General features: G+C 65.0%; 16 protein-coding genes. 2 read left to right on the top strand and 14 right to left on the bottom strand.

Annotated elements, in window-relative coordinates:
* Positions 1 to 16: 16 nt before the first annotated feature.
* The 10 genes from BW991_RS19940 to BW991_RS19895 form a co-directional block, all read right to left on the bottom strand.
* A complete protein-coding gene (locus BW991_RS19940) occupies positions 17 to 1081 on the bottom strand; it encodes a branched-chain amino acid ABC transporter permease (protein ID WP_076603868.1) in 1065 nt (354 codons plus the stop codon).
* A 30-nt stretch (positions 1082 to 1111) separates the two neighbouring features.
* Positions 1112 to 2041 carry a branched-chain amino acid ABC transporter permease gene (locus BW991_RS19935; protein WP_076603867.1) on the bottom strand — a complete coding sequence of 310 codons (930 nt, stop codon included), beginning with the start codon at positions 2039 to 2041 and terminating at the stop codon, positions 1112 to 1114.
* Positions 2042 to 2054: 13 nt separating this feature from the next.
* A complete protein-coding gene (locus BW991_RS19930; protein WP_076603866.1) occupies positions 2055 to 2891 on the bottom strand; it encodes an ABC transporter ATP-binding protein in 837 nt (278 codons plus the stop codon).
* An 11-nt stretch (positions 2892 to 2902) separates the two neighbouring features.
* Positions 2903 to 4879 carry an AMP-dependent synthetase/ligase gene (locus BW991_RS19925; protein ID WP_076603865.1) on the bottom strand — a complete coding sequence of 659 codons (1977 nt, stop codon included), beginning with the start codon at positions 4877 to 4879 and terminating at the stop codon, positions 2903 to 2905.
* Between the two features lie 313 nt (positions 4880 to 5192).
* Positions 5193 to 7175 (bottom strand): cytochrome C, encoded by a 1983-nt coding sequence (locus BW991_RS19920; protein ID WP_076603887.1) that lies wholly within the window; start codon positions 7173 to 7175, stop codon positions 5193 to 5195.
* Positions 7176 to 7357: 182 nt separating this feature from the next.
* Complete coding sequence (locus BW991_RS19915; RefSeq protein ID WP_076603864.1) at positions 7358 to 9517, bottom strand: MtrB/PioB family decaheme-associated outer membrane protein; 2160 nt, start codon at positions 9515 to 9517, stop codon at positions 7358 to 7360.
* Positions 9518 to 9535: 18 nt separating this feature from the next.
* Positions 9536 to 10540 (bottom strand): DmsE family decaheme c-type cytochrome, encoded by a 1005-nt coding sequence (locus BW991_RS19910; protein ID WP_076603863.1) that lies wholly within the window; start codon positions 10538 to 10540, stop codon positions 9536 to 9538.
* A 69-nt stretch (positions 10541 to 10609) separates the two neighbouring features.
* Complete coding sequence (locus BW991_RS19905) at positions 10610 to 10957, bottom strand: c-type cytochrome (protein ID WP_076603862.1); 348 nt, start codon at positions 10955 to 10957, stop codon at positions 10610 to 10612.
* 291 nt (positions 10958 to 11248) lie between these two features.
* Positions 11249 to 11899, bottom strand: coding sequence for a response regulator (locus BW991_RS19900; protein WP_076603861.1), 651 nt, complete (start codon positions 11897 to 11899; stop codon positions 11249 to 11251).
* Positions 11900 to 11909: 10 nt separating this feature from the next.
* Complete coding sequence (locus tag BW991_RS19895) at positions 11910 to 13934, bottom strand: cache domain-containing protein (RefSeq protein ID WP_076603860.1); 2025 nt, start codon at positions 13932 to 13934, stop codon at positions 11910 to 11912.
* A gap of 258 nt (positions 13935 to 14192) precedes the next feature.
* Between BW991_RS19895 and BW991_RS19890 the strand changes: the two genes are divergently transcribed.
* Together BW991_RS19890 and BW991_RS19885 are read left to right on the top strand one after the other, a co-directional pair.
* Complete coding sequence (locus BW991_RS19890; RefSeq protein WP_076603859.1) at positions 14193 to 14834, top strand: DedA family protein; 642 nt, start codon at positions 14193 to 14195, stop codon at positions 14832 to 14834.
* A 140-nt stretch (positions 14835 to 14974) separates the two neighbouring features.
* The gene (locus BW991_RS19885) at positions 14975 to 16855 is read left to right on the top strand and encodes a putative bifunctional diguanylate cyclase/phosphodiesterase (protein ID WP_076603858.1); all 1881 of its coding nucleotides are present in this window, start codon (positions 14975 to 14977) and stop codon (positions 16853 to 16855) included.
* A 27-nt stretch (positions 16856 to 16882) separates the two neighbouring features.
* Here the strand turns inward: BW991_RS19885 and gdhA are convergent, their stop codons facing one another.
* From gdhA to icmF, 4 genes are all read right to left on the bottom strand, one after another.
* Positions 16883 to 18226 carry an NADP-specific glutamate dehydrogenase gene (gdhA, locus tag BW991_RS19880; RefSeq protein ID WP_076603857.1) on the bottom strand — a complete coding sequence of 448 codons (1344 nt, stop codon included), beginning with the start codon at positions 18224 to 18226 and terminating at the stop codon, positions 16883 to 16885.
* Between the two features lie 349 nt (positions 18227 to 18575).
* On the bottom strand, positions 18576 to 18953 hold the full coding sequence (locus tag BW991_RS19875) for a type II toxin-antitoxin system VapC family toxin (protein ID WP_139335965.1): 378 nt from the start codon (positions 18951 to 18953) through the stop codon (positions 18576 to 18578).
* Between the two features lie 4 nt (positions 18954 to 18957).
* Positions 18958 to 19182: a hypothetical protein gene (locus BW991_RS19870; protein ID WP_076603856.1), complete on the bottom strand. Its 225-nt coding sequence runs from the start codon at positions 19180 to 19182 to the stop codon at positions 18958 to 18960.
* Between the two features lie 116 nt (positions 19183 to 19298).
* Positions 19299 to 22577 carry a fused isobutyryl-CoA mutase/GTPase IcmF gene (icmF, locus tag BW991_RS19865; protein WP_076603855.1) on the bottom strand — a complete coding sequence of 1093 codons (3279 nt, stop codon included), beginning with the start codon at positions 22575 to 22577 and terminating at the stop codon, positions 19299 to 19301.
* Positions 22578 to 22687 lie beyond the last annotated feature (110 nt).

Below are 22687 nucleotides of genomic sequence, written 5' to 3'. Positions count from 1 at the left end.
CCGGTGGCGCCCCGCGTCAGTGCGGGAAGGGCCACAGGCGCAGCTTCTGCTTGCCGATGCTCCACAACTTCGCCAGCCCGTGCGGCTCCGCGATGAGGAAGAACACGATCAGCGCCCCGAAGATCATGTGCACGAGGTGCGAGGTGGTCGCCGTGGAGAGCGGGATGCCGAACCAGTGCGGGACCTGGTCGAGGATGATGGGCAGGACCACGATGAAGGCCGCGCCGAAGAAGGCGCCCATGATCGACCCCAGCCCGCCGATGATGACCATGAAGAGGAGTTGGAAGGAGCGGTCGATGCTGAACGCCGCCGGCTCCCACGCGCCCAGATGCACGAAGGCCCACAGCACGCCGGCGACACCGACGATGAAGGAGCTCACCGCGAAGGCGGTCAGCTTGGCATACACCGGGCGGATGCCGATCACCGCGGCGGCGACGTCCATGTCGCGGATCGCCATCCACTGACGGCCGGTCGCGCTGCGCGTGAGGTTCTTCGCGGCGAGCGCGAACACGCACACGACCGTGAGGCAGAACAGATACTTCGCGACGGGCGACTCGATCGGCAGGCCGAACACGTTGAGGCCGGCAACGCTGACCGAGCCCGAGGTCGAATTGTTCGTGAACCAGCTCACGCGCAGGAAGGCCCAGTCGGTGAAGAACTGCGCCGCGAGCGTCGCGACCGCGAGGTACAGCCCCTTGATCCGCAGCGAGGGGATGCCGAACAGAACCCCCACCACGGTCGCGGAGAGGCCGCCCAGCAGCATCGCGACGATCAGCGGCATGCCGTCGATGCGCACCAGGAAGTTGTACGCCGCGTAGGCTCCGACGGCCATGAAGGCGCCCGTGCCGAGCGAGATCTGGCCGCAGTAGCCGACCAGGATGTTGAGTCCCAGCGCCGCGAGCGCGAGGATCATGAACGGGATCAGCACGGCGCGGAACAGGTACTCCGAGCCGGCCAGCGGCATCACGACGAAGGCGACGAGGAGCACCAGTCCGATCGCGATGCGGTCCTGCGCGATCGGGAAGATCTGCTGGTCGGCCGCGTAGCTCGTCTTGAACTGGCCGTTTTCTCTGTAGAGCATGTGGAAACTCTCCCGGGATATGCAGCCGCGTCAGACGCGGTCGATGATTTTTTCGCCGAACAGGCCTTGCGGGCGCACCAGCAGGAAGCCCAGCGCCAGCACGTAGGCGAACCAGATCTCGATGCCGCCGCCGAAGAAGGAACCGAGGTAGATCTCGGACAGTTTCTCGCCGACGCCGATGATCAGCCCGCCGAGGATCGCGCCGGGCACCGAGGTCAGCCCACCCAGGATCACCACCGGCAACGCCTTCAGCGCGACCAGCGAGAGCGAGAACTGCACGCCCAGCTTGGAGCCCCAGATGATGCCGGCGACCAGCGCGGCGAAGCCGGCGACCGACCACACGATCACCCAGATGCGATTCAGCGGGATGCCGATCGACTGGGCGGCCTGGTGGTCGTCCGCCACCGCACGCAGCGCGCGGCCGGTCGCGGTTTTCTGGAAGAACAGCGCCAGCGCCAGCACCAGCGCGGCGGAGATGAGCGCGGCGACGAGGTCCTCCTTGCTGATCAGCAGTCCGCCCTCGAAAGTGCCTTCCAGGATCATTGCCGGATCCTTGGGCATGCCGACGTTGATGCTGTAGATGTCGTTGCCGAACAGCGTCTGACCCAGGCCGTCGAGGAAGTAGCTGATGCCCAGTGTTGCCATCAGCAGCGTGATGCCTTCCTGGTTCACGAGCCTGGACAGGCACAGGCGTTCGATCAGCCACGCCAGCACGACCATCAGCGCCATCGCCACGACGAACGCGAGCAGGTTCGCAACGACCAGGTTGTCGAAACCCAGCCACTTCGGAATCCACTCCGCGAAGCGCGCCATCGCCAGCGCTGCGAACAGCACCATCGCGCCCTGCGCGAAGTTGAATACGCCCGAGGCCTTGTAGATCAGCACGAAGCCCAGCGCGATCAGCGAATACAACATGCCGGCCATCAAGCCGCCGAACAAGGTTTCAAGAAAGAATCCCATGTGAAGCTCCCGCTCAGTGCGACGTGCCGAGATAGGCACGGATGACGTCCTCGTTGGCGCGCACCTCTTCGGGCACGCCGTCGCCGATCTTCTTGCCGTAGTCGAGCACCACGACGCGGTCGGAGATGTCCATCACGACCCCCATGTCATGCTCGATCAGCACGATGGTCGTGCCGAACTGGTCGTTCACGTCGAGGATGAAGCGGCACATGTCCTGCTTTTCCTCGACGTTCATGCCGGCCATCGGCTCGTCGAGGAGCAGCAGGCTGGGCTCGGCGGCAAGCGCCCGGCCCAGTTCCACGCGCTTCTGCAGGCCGTAGGGCAGCGCGCCGACCGGCGTCTTGCGGATGTCCTGGATCTCGAGGAAATCGATGACCTCCTCGACCTTCACGCGGTGCTCGATCTCCTCCCGCTGCGCACGCCCCCAGTACAGCGCGTTCGCGAGCAGACCCGACTTCATCTTCAGGTTGCGCCCGGTCATGATGTTGTCGAGCACGCTCATGCCCTTGAACAGCGCAATGTTCTGGAAGGTGCGCGCGATGCCCTGCGCGGCCGCCCTGTGCGGCTCCATCTTGCGGCGCTCCTCGCCGCGGAACAGGATGCGGCCCTCCTGCGGGTGATAGACGCCGTTGATCACGTTCAGCATCGAACTCTTGCCGGCACCGTTCGGGCCGATGATCGAGCGGATCTCGTGCTCGCGCACGTTGAAGCTGATGTTGGTCAGCGCCTTCACCCCGCCGAAGGACAGCGAAATGTTCTGCAGGTCGAGGACCACGTCGCCAATGCGGCGCCCGTTGCCTTGAGCCTGCTCCTGCGCCTGCACCGCCTGCGGCATGTCGTTCATCATCATCACCCTCCCCCTCACGCCGCCTGCTTCGACGCCTGCGGCGCGAAGGTCTTCGTTTCCTCGATGCGCAGGTCGGCGCTGATGCGGCCCTCGCGGCCGTCCTCGTACTTCACGACGGTGTCGATGTGCTGCGTCTTCTTGCCCTCGAACAGCGCCTCGATCAATTCCGCGTAGCGCTCGGCGATGAAGTTGCGGCGCACCTTGCGCGTGCGCGTCAGCTCGCCGTCATCGGCGTCGAGTTCCTTGTGCAGGATCAGGAAACGCTTGACCTGCGAGCCGCTCATCTGCGGATCGGCCGCGAGGTCGGCATTCACCTTCTCGACGCAGTCGCGGATCAGTTCATACACGGCCGGCTGCGACGCGAGATCGGTGTAGCCCGAGTACGGCAGGCCGCGCCGCTCGGCCCAGTTGCCGACCGCCTCGAGGTCGATGTTGATGAAGGCGGTGACGCAATCGCGGCCATTGCCGAAGGTGACCGCCTCCTTCACGTGCTGGAAGAACTTGAGCTTGTTCTCGATGTAGTTCGGCGCGAACATCGAGCCGTCCTTGAGCTTGCCGACGTCCTTGGCGCGGTCGATGATCTTGAGGTGGCCGTCCTCGTCGAAGTAACCCGCATCGCCGGTCATGAAGTAGCCGTCGGCGTTGATCGACTCGGCCGTCGCATCGGCGCGCTTGTAATAAGCCTTCAGCAGCATCGGCCCTTTTACGAGGATCTCGCCGTTGTCGGCCAGCTTCACATCGACGAAGGGCGCAGGCTTGCCGACCGAATCGAGCTTGATCTGGCCGTCGGGCTGCAGGCACACGTAGGCGCAGGTCTCGGTCTGGCCGTAGAGCTGCTTGAGATTCACGCCGATCGAACGGTAGAAGCGGAAGAGATCCGGCCCGATCGCCGCGCCCGCCGTGTAGGCCACGCGGATACGGCTCATGCCCAGCACGTTCTTCAGCGGGCCGTAGATCAGCAGATTTCCCAGCGCGTACTGCAGGCGGTCACCCGCGGACACCGGCTTGCCGTCCAGGATGTCGGATCCGCAGCGACGCGCGACCTCCATGAAGTGTGCGAAGAGCTTGCGCTTCAGCGCGCTCGCGTCCTCCATGCGGATCATCACCTGCGTCAGCAGGTTCTCGAACACCCGCGGCGGAGCGAAGTAGTAGGTCGGGCCGATCTCGCGCAGGTCCGTCATCACGGTATCGCCGGACTCCGGGCAGTTGATCGTGAAGCCCGCGACCATCGCCTGCGCGAAGGAAAACAGGTGGTCGCCCACCCAGGCCATCGGCAGGTAGGACAGGATATCCTCCTGCTCGGAGAGCTTGTCGAAGCCCATCGCCCCGGTCGCCGCGGCGATGAAGGCCGCATGGGTCTGGCACACGCCCTTGGGCTTGCCGGTCGTGCCGGAGGTGTACAACATCACCGAGATGTCGTCGCTCGCGCCCTTGTCGATCTCCCCGTCAAGGAAGTCGGTGTGGTTGCGATCATGGATACCGCCCATCTCCTGCAGCTCGTCGAGGCCGATCAGCATCGGCTGGCTGTAGTGGCGCAGGCCGCGCGGATCGTCGTAGATCACATGCTCGAGGAAGGGCACCTCGGGGTGGATCTCGAGCATCTTGTCGACCTGTTCCTGGTCCTCGACCACCGCGAAGCGGATCTCGGCGTCCTGCAGCACGTAGGTCATCTCCGCGGCCACCGCGTCCTGATACAGCATCACCGGGATGCCGCCGAGACATTGGCAGGCAGCAACCGACCAGTACAGGCGCGGGCGGTTGTCGCCGATGATCGCGAGCCGGTCGCCGCGCTTGAAGCCCAGCTCCGCCAGGCCGCAGGCGATGGCGCGCACGCTGCGCGCGACTTCGGCCCAGCTGTAGGTCTGCCAGATGCCGAATTCCTTCTCGCGCATCGCCGGCCGGCCGGGTCGCACGGCCGCATGATGCATCAGCAGCCGCGGAAAGGTATCCAGGGCGGCCGGATGCGCGGTTTGCCCGTGTCTGTCGGACATACCATCTCCTCCTTTGGTTTTTATCCTGCGTCTCCACCCGGCCTGGTTGTCGTTATCGGGTCCGGGGTCCGGCGCAATCGTGTGCGCCGCGGCGTCGGCGGCAGCCTTGTGGCGGCCGCTCGCGCTCTTCCATGCGTGCAGTCTCGCAAGCCATGTTTGCGCAACTGTTTGTGAAATGTAGTGAATTGTTGCAGTCGGCCGTAACACCGCCGCAACGGCCCGGACGCCGCGCTGCGGCACCTTGCGTGCCGGGCCGTAGACGAAAAAAAGGGGAGGTCGCCCTCCCCTTTTGCGTTACTGCTTCAGGCTGCGATCAGCTGAAGAAACCCGTCACCACCAGCACCAGCAGCACGAGGCCGACGGTGATCAGGGTCAGGCCGAGGATCACCGAGCCGACATGCAGCTGGCGCGACGGCGCATCGACCAGGTACTTCTCCAGCTCGCCGGATTCCACCAGGCGCTGGTAGTGCGCGGGATGCTCGCGGCTGAACTCTTCCAGCGACTGCGTGCCGGTGAACATCACCACGTCCGGCGGCGGCAGCTTGTCGGGACGGAAGTGGTTGTTGAAGAAGTGCACCGTGAAGAGGAACACCGCCGCAAGGAAGGCTTCCTCGCCATGCACCAGCGTGCCGACGTTGAACACCCAGCCCGGCAGGAAGCTTGCCGTCACGTGCGGGAAGGCCAGCATCAGGCCGCTCCAGCCGATGATGTTCACACCCCAGAACACCGCCCAGTAGTCGAACTTCTCGAAGTAGGTCCAGCGATCGAACTTCGGCCGCGGCCCCTTCCCGAAGAACCACTTGAACATGCCCCAGCAATCGGCGAGGTCCTTCCAGTTCGGGATCAGCGAATCCGGCCCGAACCAGCGGAAGTTGCGATCACGCAGCAGGCGCGACATCACGTACACGAAGTGGATGAGGAAGATGCCGACGAAGAGCGAGGCGGCAACGCGGTGGATGATGCCCATCACCTTCGGCCCGCCCAGCGCCGCGGCAACCGTGGGCGCCCACGCGCTGTCGGCGAACATCACCGTCGTGCCGGTCAGCACCAGGGTCATCGTCACCAGCGCGAACGCGAGGTGCGCAATGCGCCAGCCCCGGGCGAAGCGTACGAAATGCTTGCCTTCATGGATGCCCAGCTCGCCCGTACGAACGTGCGGCACGGTCTTGCGTTCCTTGCGCTCCTGCCACTCGCGGTAGTACCACAGGCCGCTGTGCAGCCAGAAGAAGGCAAACACGCCGATCAGCAGCGCCGTCATGAACGTCCCGGCGATCCACATCTTCGGATACTTCTCGAAATCGTGCGTGTTGGCGTGCGGGCCGAAGGTCACGAAGCCGGCCGTCGCCTTGACCATGCCCGGCTTCTTGTCGTCATGGCACTTCTGGCAGGTCTTCAGGCGGTTGTCCGGATGCACGCGCGACTTCGGATCGTCGCCCGCCTTGATGCCGTGGCTGCCGTGGCAGTCTGCGCACTTGGCGGTATACACGAAGCCGAGACGGTTAACCTGCCCGTGGTAGGTATCGCGATAGCTGTGCAGCTCTTCCGTGTGGCAGTCGCCGCAGGCGAGCACGTTCTTGAGCTTGAACGCCTCGGACGACGAATTGCGGATCTCGTGCGTCGTGTGGCAGTCGGTACATACCGCCCCCTTCGGGTCGCCCTTCTCGATCAGCTTGCCATGCACGGAGCTCTTGAAGTCGTCGAGCTGATCCTCGTGGCAGGCGGCACCGCAGGTCTCCGGGATCGTCATGCGCCATTTTTCGCGCTCGGGCGTCCCGGCCGGCGGCACGGCGAAGTCGTGCGTCGCGTGGCACTGGTTGCAATAGGCCTTTGGCCGGTCCGGATTATCCGCGTCCGGGCGGGCGTGGAAGGACTCCTTGTAGGCGGCGATATTCTCGACGACGATGCCCAGGCGCTCCTTGCTCGCGGCCTGGTTGTTCTTCTTCGCCTCGTCCCACAGCTTCTCGTGGCAGCCGGCACAGTCGGGCTTCGCGGAACTGGCCGCCTTCTCGTGCTTTTCCTTCGCGTCGACGATGTCGGTGTGACAGGCCACACAGTCGAGCTTCGCGTGCACGCCCTTCGCAAGCTTGGCGGTATCGACGGCCGGCAGGGCGACCTTCTCGCCCTCGGCATCCTCGACCTGGATCTCCGGTTTTCCGCTCTGGTGGCACTTCAGGCAGGTCGCGTTATCGAGCGCGGCCGGAGCGTCGCCGCCACCGGCGGCATGGCCCGATAAAGGCCACAGCAGCGCGGCAGACGCGACCGCCGCCAGCAGGCCCCGAATGTTGCGTATTTTCACGTTGATGCTCCCCTTTTCGCGGCGCAGCCAGCGCGCCACACACAAAAAAAAAGGGGGCCGGCACGTCGCACGCCAATCGTCAGACGCGCAAGCGTCATATGTGCTCGTGGGCCCCCTGCCCGGCGACTTCCTGTCCCCGGACGAAACCGGGCCGCCTGCGGCCCGGCCGTTGCTGCCGTGAATCAGAATGCGTGCGAGAGCGTCACCGCAATCACGCGCGTTATCTGATCAGGATTCACGAGGACCTTCGTCCCGTCCGAGTAGGTCCAGCTCGACCACGTGTAGTCGTCCAGCTCGCGCCGGTCCCAGACATAGTCTAAACGAATAGCCGTGGCCTTGGTCACTGCGTACTTCGCGAACAGCCGCAGGGTATTCAGCGTGTACTCGGTGTCGGGAAGAATTCCCGCGCCCTGGCGGATCGACGAGAATCCCGGGCCCACGCGGGGCGACGCGAATGCCCCCTCGTCCGCGTAGGAGATGTCGTACTTGTTCACGTCGCGGCTGTAGAGGTACTGCCCGCCGACCGACAGCTTCGAACTGATCTGCCCGTCGAACCCGGCGCCGAACGCATTGGAACTCAGCTCGAGGTCGGCACCCCACGGCACGCAGGTGTTACGGACCGAAGTGCCGTTGCACAGGGAACCGAAGGTGCTGTTGAGCGAATTCTGCTCGATGTCGTTGGTGCTGTGCGAATACCACATGTTCGCCTTCCAACGGTCATTAAAGCGGTACGACGCGTCGAGCGAGAACAGTTCCGAGCGGCCCTCGTTCAGGCCCATGTCGAAGATGCGCGTCTTGTAGTCGTCCAGCGCATACTCATAGGCGAACTGCACCGACAGCGGGTCGATGGGCATCCAGTCGACCATCAGCTTGAGCTTGTCGCGCTCGCGGTCGGAGAACTGGGTCGGCGCGGTCCAGTGCAGGCCGACCGCGTGGGTACCGTCATTCACCAGGTTCGGCGTGGTGCCCCAGCTCGAGCCGTCGCGCTCGCTGTGTGCGAACATCAGGCTGCCGTTGACCGTGTCACCGAGGGACTTGCGTACATCGACCCGGTAGGTGTTCTCGGTGATCTCGTCGCGGAACAGTTCGTCCATGCCTTCGTACTTCTTGAAGTCATAGTCGTAGCCGGCGGTGAGGTTGAAGCCCCGCGGCAGGCGGTAGCTCGCCTCGAACTTGCCGCGGTGCGTCTTCTGCGACTCGGGATTGTTCTGCAGGATCGCGCCGCCGTGGCCCACGTCGACCAGGTAGTCGACCTGCGGCGTGCGGTCGTCGCGATCCTCGTACGCCCACGATGCCAGCAGGTTGAGCTTGTCCGTGACACGCGACGTCAGCGACCCGAACACGTTGGTCGTATCGACCTTGCCGCCCAGGTCCGAGCGCTTCATGCCCGCGTAGTACGGCACGCGCGCGGAATTCGGCAGGAAGCTGTCGTCCTGCGTCGCGAAGGTCTTGCTGATCTTCAGGTTCGCGCGCGTGTCGCGGCTCCAGTTGTAGCCGCCGGCAATGTGGAACTGGTGCGCCTGGTTGTCCGGCGCGAGCGACAGCGGGCTCATCTGCGTCGGCGAGCCCTGCACCGCAACGGGGTTGCCGGCACCACCGGTGGTGCCGTAATTGACGAACAGCCCCTTGCCCGCCTTGTTCTCGAAGAAGCTGCCGTAATACCCGCCCGAGACGTAGAACTTCTCGGTGGCATAGTCGATCGAGGCCTCGATCTGCTTGTGGTTGGAGTCGATCGGCTCGGGCGTGAACAGCTGGCCGAGGAAGCCGCCGACGTTGCCGTTCGATCCGAACAGGCGCTCGCCCTTCTTGTCCTCGTTCTTGAACGTGACGTTCGCCTGCAGATTCTTGCTGATGAACTTGGTGGCGGTCAGCGAGGTCGCGGTGCGCTCGGTTTTGAGGTCCTTGTCGTCGATGCGCGTACCGAGGTTGAGCGTGTCGTGGCCGATGCCGGTCACCGGCGTAAACACCACGAAGGGAGCGAAGCGCGGGATCTGGTTGTAGTCGATGCCGACTTTCCAGTCGCCCTGCTGCTCCAGCGACGCACCGAATTCCTGCGTGCGCAGGCCGAGGTCGCGGCCCTCGATGCGCAGCCAGCGGCCCGCATCGGAGCGCTGGATGATCTTGACGTCGGCACTCGCATTAACGCCGTCATCATTGATGCCGTTGTACTGCCGGTAGAGCGGATTGACGTCGTCGAGATATTGCAGCTTGACGCCTGCTTCCGCGACGTTCGGGCTGATCAGCTCCGCGACGTCTTCCTGGGCGATGGCGGACGAGACGGGGAAGGCCATCGACACGGCCAGCGCGAGCACGGTCCGCTTGAAAACGCGATTGTTGTGCATGGTTTCTCTCCCTGACTCTTAACGCCAGAAGCGCAACGCCTTGGAGGCGTTCGCCGGACTGTTGCTGCCATGGATCTCGGTATGGCAATTCAGGCAGCCGCGCGCCTGAGTGACGCCAACGGAATTGAGACCGTTGTTCTGAACCGCCGGAGAGCCGGTCGCGAGACCATTGACGGTGCGGCTGAGATCGGTGTTCGCCGCGACACCCGGAATCGTGCCGAGGTGGTTGGCGGGGTCATGGCACTGCTGGCACAGGAAGGGCGGACGGGTCTTGAGCATCGCGTCGGCGACGGTGCCGTGCGGGTTGTGGCAGTTGGCGCAGTCTTCGGTGACCGGCGCATGGTTATGCACGAAGGGGCCGCGCTTCTCCGCGTGGCAGGTGTAGCAGGTCGCGTTGGTGCTGTCCTTCACGAGCAGTTTCGGACCGGTGGTGCCGTGCGGGTTGTGGCAGTCCGAGCAGGCCATCTTGCCTTCGGGGATGGGGTGGTGCGACGGACGGTTGACCTGCGCGCGCTGCTCCTTGTGGCAGGCGAAGCACACTTCGGCCTGGGTGCGCTTGTCGCGGACCTTGTCGTCGGCGGTGTGCGTGTCGTGACACGAACTGCAGGCGACGTCGCGGCGCTCGTGCGTGCTGCCGGCCCACAGGTGACGCTTGGGATCGGTCTGGTGACAGGACAGGCAGGCGGCGTTGCGCTCGGCAACGGGGGTCGCGGACTGCTTGTCGAAGGTGCGGTCGGGCTTGGGCGGCTTGTCGCTGCCCTTGTAAGTCACGTGCTTGTCGCTGTCGCCGTGACAATCGGTACAGGTGGGCGTGCGGCCGTCGGCGCGCGTGCCGTGCTTGGTCTTGCCGATGTGCAGCACGCCGGGGGCATCCGCCTCGTCGTGACAGGACGTGCATTTGGCATCACCGGCGAGGACGATGTCCTTGGGCGCCTCCTTCGGCGCATCCGCGGCGAACACCGCCCCGGAGCAGACGCTGCCGATACAGGCCAGCACTGCAAGCAAGCTTCGTATTTTTCTCATGTTACCCCCTTGTTTCCAAACGTCATTGCCGCACCGCCCGACCGGGCGGTGCGATTCAGGCCACGCTGCTTACTGCGAAAGGATCCATTCCATGAGGTTCTTGATCTCGGCCTCGTTCTTGGTGTTGATGATCTTGTGCTCTTCTTCGGTGCCGTCCTCGAGCTTCACCTTCGGGCCGGTGGTGATGTTCTTCTTCATCTTCTCGAAGCCTTCCGCTTCCTTGCCCTTGTACTTGGCGGCGATCTTCTTGTACGCAGGGCCTTTCTTGGTCTTGTCGATGGCGTGGCACTTGAAGCAGTCGTTGTCCTTCGCGAGCGCCTTGGCGGCGTCGGCATCCACGGCGTACGACGAGGACGAGGCGAGGATCGCGGCGGTGGCGGCAACGAGCAGCGACACGCGGTTGAGACGGAATTGCATTTGAACTCTCCTGTTGAAGCTGGACTTTCGTCGTAGCGACCGCAGTTGGGGACGCGATCCGACGTGACGAAATTTTCACGAATCCGCGCAAAACCACATATCGGACAGGGTTTAAATTGCGTGTAGGAAAATTCCTAATGCCGCGCAGCCCGCGATCGCGGCCGATGCGGTGCAAGCGCCGGGCGCGCGCGGGCATGCCGCGGCCTTCGCGGCGCGGCGCAGGGGCCCGGCGGGGCCGGAAACGAGGCGGGAGAGGGGAAGCGGAAGGCGCCGCGCGGGTGCGGCGCGGACTTACACGTCGGTCGACTTCACCAGGTGGTGCGCGACCGCATAGCGGATCAGCTCGGACGTATTCGTCATCGACATCTTCTGCAGGATGCGCGTCTTGTGCGTGCTGATGGTCTTGACGCTGAGCGACAGCTCGTTGGCAATGTCGGTGAGGCCCTGCCCGAGCACGAGTCGGTGGAAGATCTGGTATTCGCGGTCCGACAGGGTGGTGTGCGGCAGCTCGTTCGCGGCGGGCATGAGGCCGCGCGCGATCAACTGGGCGACGGTGTCGCTCACGTACACGCCGCCATGCGCGACGCGGCGGATCGCTTGTACGAGCAGCTCGGCGTCGCTCTCCTTGGTCAGGTAGCCCGACGCTCCGGCGTGCAGCGCACGCACGGCGTACTGCTCCTCGTGGTGCATGCTCAGGATCAGGATGGGGAGCTTGGGCTTCTCGTCGCGGATCAGGCGGATGAGATCGAGGCCGCTGCGCCCGGGCATCGAGATGTCGAGCACGATGACGTCCCACTCCTGCTCGCGCACGAGCAGCAGCGCCTCGTTGCCGTTGGCCGCCTCGCCGCACACCGCAAGGTCTTCCGTGTCGGCGAGGATCTGCTTCAGGCCGTCGCGGATGATCGCGTGGTCGTCGGCGAGCAGTACCCTGAGTTTTTCCATCTTGCCTGCCTCATTGCCGGGCCGGGACGGTGACGTCGATCGTCGTGCCGTCGCCGGGCGTGGAGTGGATCACGAAGGTTCCCTGCACCAGGCGGATGCGCTCGCGCATGCCGAGCAGGCCGAATCCCGCCTGATTCGCCGCATCGAGCACGAAGCCGATGCCGTCGTCGCGTACCGTCAGGCGCCAGTCGCTGCCGTCGCGCCGGCACGCCACCCATACGGTACTCGCCTGCGCGTACTTCGTGACGTTGGTGAGGGATTCCTGCAGCACGCGGAACAGCGTCGTCGCCTCGGCGCTGCCCCGCTCGGGTTCGTCGTCGTCCAGATCCAGCACCAGTTCGATGTTGGTCCGTTTGGAGAAATCGTCCGTGAGCCACGAGATCGCGGCGCGCAGGCCCAGGTCGTCGAGGATCAGCGGCCGCAGCTCGTAGGTGATGCGCCGCACCGAGGCGATCGTCTGGTTGAGCTGCTCCTTGATCACGCCCACCTTGTCCTGCAGGTCGGCGCGTTCGCCCGGCAGGCGGCCGCCCAGCCAGGAGAGTTCGAGCTTGATCGCGGTGAGCCGCTGCCCGAGTTCGTCGTGCATTTCGCGCGCGATGCCGGCCCGTTCGTCCTCGCGCACCCGCTGCAGCGCCGTGGACAGTTCCTGCAGCTGGCGATTGGTTTCGCGCAGATGGGTTTCGATGCGCTTGCGCTCGGTCAGGTCGCGCAGCACCACGGTGAGGAACCGCTGCCCCTGGGTCTCGGTGGAGGAAAAGGTAGCGTCGGCGGGGAATTCGCGGCCGTCGGCGTGGCGGGCAGTGAGTTCGGCGCGGCCGCGGCGCGCATGCCGCGGTTCGCCCGAATTGCGCCGCCGCCCGACGATGGCGTGATAGGCGCCGCGCGACTCGCTCCCGAGGAGGCGGTCGAAGGGCTTGCCGATCGTGTCGTCGGCACGGACGCCGAACATCTGCTCGGCCGCGCGGTTGAACAGCACCACGGACAGGTCCTCGTCGATGGTGACGATCGCGTCCATCACCGACTCGACCATCTCGCGCAGGCGCTCTTCGCTGTGCTGCAGCGCGCTCGCCATCAGCGCACGCCGGCGCATGCTCCACGCGACACCGCAGGAGGCCGCCAGCAGCAGCGCGGCGACGATGCCGGCGCCCGCAACGATGGGACGTGCGGTCATCGGCCAGGACACCAGCGCCGAGTCCTGATCCACGGCGACGCCGATCAGGAAGGGATAGCGCGGCACGCGATGGTAGGCGACGAAGCGGTTCTCGCCGGCCAGGGTCTCGGTAACGCGGATCGTGCCGTTCGGGTCGGCCGCCTTCTCGGTGAGCGTAGGCAAACCCGCGACGGGCTGATCGACCTTGTCCATGTCGCTGGGGAAGCTCGCGACCAGGTTGCCGCGCGCGTTGATCAGCTGGATCTGCTTGCCGAAGCGCAGGTCGAGCCGGCGGTAGAACGATTCGAAATAGTTCGCGACGACCGCCGAAGCGACGACGCCGCGGAAATTGCCGCCGGCATCGACGAGCCGCGCGCTGAGGTAGAAGGTCCACTCACCGTCGAAGCGGCGGCGGTACATCTGGCTGATGAAGATCCCTTCGTCCTTGCGCACGAGACGCGCGAAGTAGTCGCGGTCCGCTTCGTTGAAGCCGGGACGGGTGCCGAGCAGGGTCGAATTCATGACGACCCCGCTGGCATTGACGACGAACATCGACGAGTACTGCGGCAGCCCTTCGGCGCGGGCCTTGAGGAGCGCCTGGACGGGGAAGCTGTCGAGTTCGAGCTGCATCCCGATGTTGTCGGAGAGCCTTTCCTGGGCGCCGCGCAGCGCCATCACGACGCCGTCGAGCGTGCGCGCGGTCTGCTCCGCGAGGATGCGGCTGAGGGTCGAGATCTCGCTGCGCGCGTATTCGATCTCGCGCTGGCGCATGTCGTAGAGCAGGAATGCGGTGCCGCCGGCCAGCACCGCCAGCATCAGCGCGGTCAGCAGCATCACCGCGCGCACGGGCGGCTCGATCCAGAACTTGCGTAACAGGCCTGACATCCGGAATTTCCCGCGATAAGGCCGGCACGCCCCTTCCGACCCGATCATCGGTCACGGCCCGCCGGTGCGGGCGGACTATAGAAGGCAGCGCCGCGCTCGGCAAGTTTGAAACAAACAATTCATCGTGGCGGTTCCTGCAACAATCGCCCACCAGAATGTTCGCTCCCGCTATCCGTCCGCGACGTCGCCGCCCGGCATTCCGGTCGCCGGCCCGGGGGTCGGGTAGAATTCCGGCCTTTCCCACCTGCGCATCCGTCCATGGAATTCCTCGCCCCGCTGCTCGACATCGTCCTTCACCTCGACAAGCACCTCGAAGTGCTCGTCAGCACCTACGGCATCTGGATCTACGCGATCCTGTTCGCGGTGATCTTCAGCGAGACCGGCTTCGTCGTGACGCCCTTCCTGCCCGGCGACTCGCTGCTGTTCATTGCCGGCGCGCTGGCGGCGCTGGGCAACATGGACATCTCGCTGCTGATCCTCACGCTGACGGCCGCCGCGGTGCTCGGCAACACCATCAACTACTCGATCGGCCGCTACTTCGGCCCCAGGGTCTTCCACTGGGAGAACTCGCGCCTGTTCAACAAGGCGGCGCTGATGAAGACGCACCTCTTCTACGAGAAACACGGCGGCAAGACGCTGGTGATCTCGCGTTTCCTGCCGCTGTTCCGCACCTTCGCGCCCTTCGTCGCAGGCATCGGCAGCATGAGCTACGCGCGCTTCACGCTGTTCAACGTCGTCGGTGCGGTGGCCTGGGTCGTGTCGCTGACGCTTGCCGGCTACTGGTTCGGCAACATGCCGTGGATCAAGCAGAACCTCACGCTGGTGATCGTCGGCATCATCGTGCTGTCGCTGCTGCCGGTGGTGATCGGCGCGTTGAAGGCACGCTCGACCGCATCCTGAGCGTGACGGACGTGGCGGCGCAGCGTTGCGCCGCCCTGCCCTGAGCACTAGGATGAATTGTCGCCGGCACGAGCGCTCGCCGCCGGCACGGCAATCGGGCCGACGGACGCCGTTGCGGTGCAAGCGCAGAGGAGAGCGTCATGAGCTACGCCGAACGCGCGTTGCGCACGCTGAGCGCGGGCAACCGCACGTTGTTGCGGGCGCAGGACGAGGCAACGCTGCTGCAGGAGATGTGCCGGGTGATCGTCGAGCTCGGCGGCTACCGCATGGCGTGGGTCGGCTACGCCGAGCACGACGAGGAACGGACCATCCGCCCGATGGCGCACCACGGCGTCGAGGAGGGATTCCTGACACTCGGCCACTTCAGCTGGGCCGAAGGCGACACGCCCGACGCACGCGGCCCGACGGCCACGGCGATCCGCAGCGGCAAGACGGTCGTCATCCAGGACCTGCACAACATCCCCGACGTGCAGCTGCCGATATCGCTCAATGAGTCCTTCAGGCGCGGGTATGCGGCGCTCGCTGCCTTCCCGCTGATCATCAAGGGCGAAACCATCGGCAACCTGACGATTTTCGCCACCGAGCCCGATGCTTTCGATGAATGCGAGACCGGGCTCCTGGCCGAGATGGCGGACGATCTCGCCTTCGGCATCGCGACGCTGCGCATGCGCGAGCGCCACCGCGAGGCGGAGGAGACGATCCGCCACATGGCATACTTCGACGCGCTGACCGACCTGCCCAACCGCAGCTCGGTGGGCGAAACGCTCGCCGTGGAGATCGCGCAGGCGCAGCAGGAAAACCAGTCGATGGCAGTGCTGCTGCTGAAGGTCGGGCGCTTCCAGGAGATCAGCGACACGCTGGGCTATCAGGAGGGCGACCATCTGATCGTCGAGATGGCCGGGCGCCTGCAGCACATCGCCGGCCCGAACAAGTCGGTCGCGCGCGTCGGCGAGGACGAGTTCGCGATCATCATGCCGCGCTCGAGCGCGGAAGCGGCGATGCGCGTCGCGCACCATGCGATGCGCGAGGTGTGCGACCCGGTGATCTTTGCCGGGCTGGCGATGGATCCGCACGCCCATATCGGCATCTCGCTATACCCCGGGCATGGCAATACGCCCGAGGCGTTGCTGCGGCGTGCGAAGATCGCCGCAGTGCAGGCGCGCAGGACGGCGTGCAAGTACACGCTGTACAAGGGCACCGAAGACCGCGAGAGCACGCGCCGGCTGGAGCTGATGAGCGAGCTGCGCAGCGCGATCGACCAGAACGAGCTGCTGCTGTACTGCCAGCCGAAGGTCGCCATCCGCAGCAGCGAGATCTGCGGTGCCGAGGCGCTGGTGCGCTGGCAGCACCCGCAGCACGGCATGATCGCGACGGGCGAATTCATCGCACTCGCCGAACACGCCGGCCTGATCATGCCGCTGACGCGCTGGGTGCTCGAAGCCGCCTTCCGCCAGTCCTACGCGTGGCACGAAAAGGGGATCAAGCGGCCGCTGTCGGTGAACCTGTCGGCGCAGGACCTGCGCGATCCGCGCCTGATCGACCGCATCAGCGGCCTGTTCGCAACCTGGGCGCTGCCACCCGAGCTGGTGCAGTTCGAACTCACCGAAAGCGCGCTGATGGAGGATCCGGCCGGCGCGCTGGAGACGCTCGTCCAGCTCAAGGATCTCGGCGTCGAACTCTTCATCGACGACTTCGGCATCGGCTATTCCAGCCTGAGCTACCTGCAGAAGCTGCCGGTCGATTCACTCAAGATCGACCATTCCTTCGTGACCAGCATGCTGACCAACGCGGGTTCCGCGGTCATCGTTCATTCGACCGTGGAACTGGGGCACAACCTGGGTCTGGGCGTGGTCGCCGAGGGCGTGGAGAGCGAGGCGCTGTGGGACCGGCTCCTGGAGTTGAACTGTGACACCGCGCAGGGCCACTTCGTCGGCCGGCCGATCCCGACCGAACAGTTCGACGAATGGGAGGCTCAGTCGCCGTGGAGCCGTTCGCCGGGCGGTGACGTCGCGCTGCACTGAGCGCCCCGCCCCGCCCGTGCGCGGACGTCAGATCACGCCCTGCGCCAGCATCGCGTCCGCCACCTTCACGAAACCGGCGACGTTCGCGCCATCCACATAGCTGACCGTGCCGTCCGGACGGCGGCCGTGCTGCACGCAGGCATCGTGGATGCTGTGCATGATGCCGAGCAGGCGCGCATCGACCTCCTCGCGCGGCCACGACAGGCGCATCGCGTTCTGGCTCATCTCCAGACCCGAAGTCGCGACCCCGCCCGCGTTGCTGGCCTTGCCCGGCGCGTACAGTACTCCGACGTCCTCGAACACGCGCACCGCCTCCGCCGTCGAGGGCATGTTGGCGCCTTCGGCGACGCACTTGACGCCGTTCTTGACCAGCTTGCGCGCATCCTCGCCCTCGAGCTCGTTCTGCGTCGCGCACGGCAGCGCGACATCGACCGGCACGTGCCACGGCGACACGTCGGGCAGGAAGTTGGCCTTCACGCGCTGCGCGTAGTCGCTGACGCGGCCGTAGAGGTGGTTCTTCACTTCCATCAGCTCGGCGAGCTTCTCGGTCGTGAAGCCGTCCTCGTCAATCACCGTGCCGCTCGAATCGGACACCGTGACGACCTTCGCGCCGAGCGCCATCGCCTTTTCGACCGCGTACTGCGCGACATTGCCCGAGCCGGACACACTCACGCGCAGGCCGTCGAAGGACATGTCCTTGCGCTTGAGCATCTCCTCGGCGAAATACACGGTGCCGTAGCCGGTCGCCTCGGGGCGGATCAGCGAGCCGCCGAAGGCGAGCCCCTTGCCGGTGAACACGCAGTCGGCGCGGTTCGACAGCTTCTTCATCATGCCCGCCATGAAGCCGACCTCACGGCCGCCCACGCCGATGTCGCCCGCCGGCACGTCGGTGTCGGAGCCCACATGACGGAACAGCTCGCTGACGAAGGCCTGGCAGAAGCGCATCACCTCGGCCGGGCTCTTGCCCTTCGGATCGAAGTCCGAGCCGCCCTTGCCGCCGCCCATCGGCAGCGTCGTGAGCGCGTTCTTGAAGGTCTGCTCGAAGGCGAGGAACTTGAGGATGGAGAGGTTCACCGAGGGGTGGAAGCGGATGCCGCCCTTGAACGGGCCGATCGCCGAGCTGTGCTGGATGCGATAGCCGCGGTTGACCTGCACGTCGCCGTGGTCATCGACCCAGGAGACGCGGAACATGATCACGCGTTCGGGCTCGACCAGGCGATCGAGGAGCCCCTGTTCCGCATACTTCGGATGACTGGAGATGAAGGGCCACAGGCTTTCGATCACCTCGGTGACGGCCTGCAGGAATTCGGGTTGCCCCGGGTTGCGTGCCGCGACGTGTTCCAGAAAGTTCTCGAGCGACTGGTATTTCATCGGATTCCCTCAAATGGTGCATTCAGACGAGTCGGCGATAGTTCGCCCGCATTTATGCACCACCATTGGGCATTCGATCAACGATTTTTTAAATTCTCATTAATCTTCGCCCCAACATGGTGCGCCTCGCGCGCCATCCGGCGCTGCGGGCAAAAAAACGGCGCCCGCAGGCGCCGTCTTTCGTGATGCCGGAGTGCTGTCCGCTTACATGCTGCGGCGATACTGGCCGCCGACCTCGTACAGCGCGCTGGTGATCTGACCGAGCGAGCAGTAGCGCACGGCGTCGACCAGCACCTCGAACACGTTGCCGTTCGCGATCATTGCCTCGCCATCGAAGGGCAGTCCCGCTTCAGACGAAAAACGGGTCGATCAGTTGCAGACCAGCTACCGCCTTGAAGTCACGGATATTACGGGTCATCAAAGGCAAGCCCTCAATCAGCGCACTGGCGGCGATGATCGCGTCCGGCAACTTGATGGCGATGGTCGAGCGCATCTCGATTACGCGCTCGACCACAACCGAGGTCAGGGCAATCTCGTCGAGCTGATCCAGCAGAAAGCGGGCGCGGGCGCGGCTCTCGTCGGTATGGCCACGCCATCCCAGCACCTCCATGCGGGTGATCACCGAGATTCTGGCCTGCTCCCGCAATGCATGCTCAATGCGCTGAAGAACTGGCGCATCGAGGCGCCCGCCAGAAAGTAAATCAGCAGATTCGTATCGACAACGCACGGCATCAGCGGCGTTCGTCCCATTCGTCGCGCATTGCCTCCACTTCGGCGTCGATCTCGTCGGCACTCATCGTTTTCGGCCACGATCCGCGCGCCGCCGCGATCGCCGCATCGAGTTGGCTGGCGTCATGGTGTCGCTCGGCGAACAGGGCATCGACGAGTTGCATCACAGCGGTGCGCTGCGCACACGGTAAGGATTCAAGCTTGTGAATCAGTTCGATGTGCCCCATGGCGATCTCCGACGGTTCTGTACCTAGTGTAGTCAGGCTTGGGGTTTCGCCGCAACCGGGCAGCAAAACGGCGCCCGCAGGCGCCGTTTTGCTGCTGCCGAAGCGGCAAGCGCGTCTTACATGCTGCGGCGATACTGGCCGCCGACCTCGTACAGCGCGCTGGTGATCTGGCCGAGCGAGCAGTAGCGCACGGCGTCGACCAGCACTTCGAACACGTTGCCGTTCTCGATCACGGTCTGGCGCAGCTTGGCCTGCCACTTCGGCGCCTCGGTCTTGTTGCGGGCGTGGAAGTCCGCGAGACGCTTGAGCTGGCCCTGCTTTTCTTCCTCGGTCGAGCGGGCGAGCTCGATTTCCTGCTGCGCCTGGCCCTTCGGGTTGAGGAAGGTGTTCACGCCGATGATCGGGTAGGAGCCGTCGTGCTTCTTGTGCTCGTAGTAGAGCGACTCCTCCTGGATCTTGCCGCGCTGGTAACCGGTCTCCATCGCACCGAGCACGCCGCCGCGCGAGGCGATGGCCTCGAATTCCTTGAGCACCGCTTCCTCGACGAGATCGGTGAGTTCGTCGATGATGAAGGCGCCCTGGTTCGGGTTCTCGTTCTTCGCCAGGCCCCATTCGCGGTTGATGATCAGCTGGATCGCCATCGCGCGGCGCACCGATTCCTCGGTCGGCGTCGTGATCGCCTCGTCGTAGGCGTTGGTGTGCAGCGAGTTGCAGTTGTCGTAGATCGCGATCAGCGCCTGCAAAGTAGTACGAATATCGTTGAAGTCCATCTCCTGCGCATGCAGCGAGCGCCCGGAAGTCTGCACGTGGTACTTCAGCTTCTGGCTGCGCTCGTTCGCGCCGTACTTGTTCTTCATCGCCACCGCCCAGATGCGGCGCGCGACGCGGCCGATCACCGAATACTCGGGGTCCATGCCGTTGGAGAAGAAGAAGGACAGGTTCGGGGCGAAGTCGTCGATGTGCATGCCGCGCGCGAGATACGACTCGACGTAGGTGAAGCCGTTCGACAGCGTGAAGGCGAGCTGCGAGATCGGGTTCGCGCCGGCCTCGGCGATGTGGTAGCCGGAGATCGATACCGAGTAGAAGTTCTGCACCTTGTGATGGACGAAGTATTCCTGGATGTCGCCCATCATCTTCAGCGCGAATTCGGTCGAGAAGATGCAGGTGTTCTGGCCCTGGTCTTCCTTCAGGATGTCGGCCTGCACGGTGCCGCGCACCGAGGACAGCGTCCATTCCTTGATCTTCTGGTACTCGTCGGCGGTCGGCTCGCGGCCGTTGTCGGCGCGGAACTTGGCGACCTGCTGGTCCACCGCGGTGTTGAAGAAGCACGCGAGGATGATCGGCGCCGGGCCGTTGATCGTCATCGACACCGAGGTCGTCGGCGCGCACAGGTCGAAGCCGTCGTACAGCACCTTCATGTCGTCGAGCGTCGCGATCGAGACGCCGGAGTTGCCGATCTTGCCGTAGATGTCCGGACGCGGATCGGGGTCGCAGCCGTACAGCGTCACCGAGTCGAACGCGGTCGACAGGCGGTGGGCGGGCATGCCTTCGGACACGCGCTTGAAGCGGCGGTTGGTGCGGAAGGCGTCGCCTTCGCCGGCAAACATGCGGGTGGGATCCTCGCCCTCGCGCTTGAACGCGAACACGCCGGCGGTGTAGGGGAAGGAGCCGGGAACGTTCTCCTTCATCAGGAATTTCAGCGATTCGCCGTCGTCGTCGAAGTTCGGCAGCGAGACCTTGCGGATCTTGGTGCCGGAGAGCGAATCCGAGGTCAGCTTGGTGCGGATCTCCTTGTCGCGGATCTTCACGACGTATTCGTCGGCGGCGTACAGCTCCTTGGTCCGCGGCCACATGTCGAGGAGCTTCTTCGCGGCCGGCGTCAGCTCGCCGTCCTTCCAGTCGATCATCTCGGCAAACGAACCCGCCTCCTTGCCGCACTGCTCGAACAGCGCCTTGGCGATCTTCAGCGACTGGCGCTCGCGCGCGACGCGGGCCTGCTGCTGGACGTGCTTGTGGTAGTCGCGCACGCTGTCGGCGATCTCGGCGAGGTAGCGCACGCGCTCGGCAGGGACGATCGCGCGGCCGCGGCTCGAGGCCTTGATCGTGACCTTGGGCAAGCTGCCGGGCTTGGCTTTCAGGCCCTTCTCGACCAGGCGCGGGAACATCGCCTGGTACAGCGCGGTGATGCCGTCGTCGTTGAAACGCGCGGCCATCGTGCCGAACACCGGCATTTCGTCGGTCGGGGTGGAGAACAGCTCGCGGTTGCGCTGGTACTGCTTGCGCACGTCGCGCAGCGCGTCCTCGGCGCCCTTGCGGTCGAACTTGTTGATCGCGACGAAGTCGGCGAAGTCGAGCATGTCGATCTTCTCGAGCTGGCTCGCGGCGCCGAACTCGGGGGTCATCACGTACAGCGACAGGTCGACGTAGGGCACGATCGCGGCGTTGCCCTGGCCGATGCCGGAGGTCTCGACGATGACGAGGTCGAAGCCCGCAAGCTTGGCCGCGGCGATGACTTCGGGCAGCGCGGCGGAAACTTCCGAGCCGGTGTCGCGCGTCGCCAGCGAGCGCATGTAGATGTTCTCGTGCTCGATCGCGTTCATGCGGATGCGGTCGCCCAGCAGCGCGCCGCCGGTGCGCTTGCGCGACGGGTCGATCGAGACGATGCCGACGCGCAGCTTGTCGTTCTGGTCGAGACGGAAACGGCGCACCAGCTCGTCGGTGAGGGAGCTCTTGCCCGCGCCGCCGGTGCCGGTAATGCCCAGCGTCGGGGTCTTCACCTTGGCGGCGGCTTCGACGAGCGCCTTCTTCACGTCTTCACCGTAGGCGCCGTTCTCCAGCGCGGTGATGATGCGCGACAGGCTGCGTAGCTGCGTCTTGCGCTCGCCGGTGGTGAGCGCCTTCACGACGGCGTCGGCCGAACCGGGCGCGGCGCTGGTCAGGTCGAAGTCCGAGTTCGCGACGAGGTCGTTGATCATGCCCTGCAGGCCCATCATCGCGCCGTCTTCGGGCGAGTAGATGCGGGTGACGCCGTACTCGTGCAGTTCCTTGATCTCGGACGGCACGATCACGCCGCCGCCGCCGCCGAAGACCTTGATGTTCTCGCCGCCGTTGGCCTTCAGCAGGTCGATCATGTACTTGAAGAACTCGACGTGGCCGCCCTGGTAGGAGGTGATCGCGATGCCCTGCACGTCTTCCTGCAGCGCCGCGTTGACGATCTCGCCGACCGAGCGGTTGTGGCCCAGATGGATGACCTCGGAGCCGGTCGATTGCAGAATCCGCCGCATGATGTTGATCGACGCGTCGTGGCCGTCGAACAGGGCCGCGGCGGTGACGAAACGCACCTTGTGCTGCGGCTTGTAGGCGACGAGCTTCTTGGCTTCGCTGAGATTGGTCATGCCTTCTTCCCTCTGGTTGGCGCCCGGACGGCGCTCGGTCATGTTTGTGGGCTTAATGTTAGAAGGCGGATGGAGCATTTGCCATTGTGCGTGCCGACGACAATCGTGCA

The sequence above is a fragment of the Aromatoleum tolulyticum genome (genome assembly GCF_900156155.1).
GTDB lineage: Bacteria > Pseudomonadota > Gammaproteobacteria > Burkholderiales > Rhodocyclaceae > Aromatoleum > Aromatoleum tolulyticum.
The sequence above is the reverse complement of the archived record's forward strand: the minus strand, read 5'-3'. Positions and strand labels throughout refer to the sequence as shown.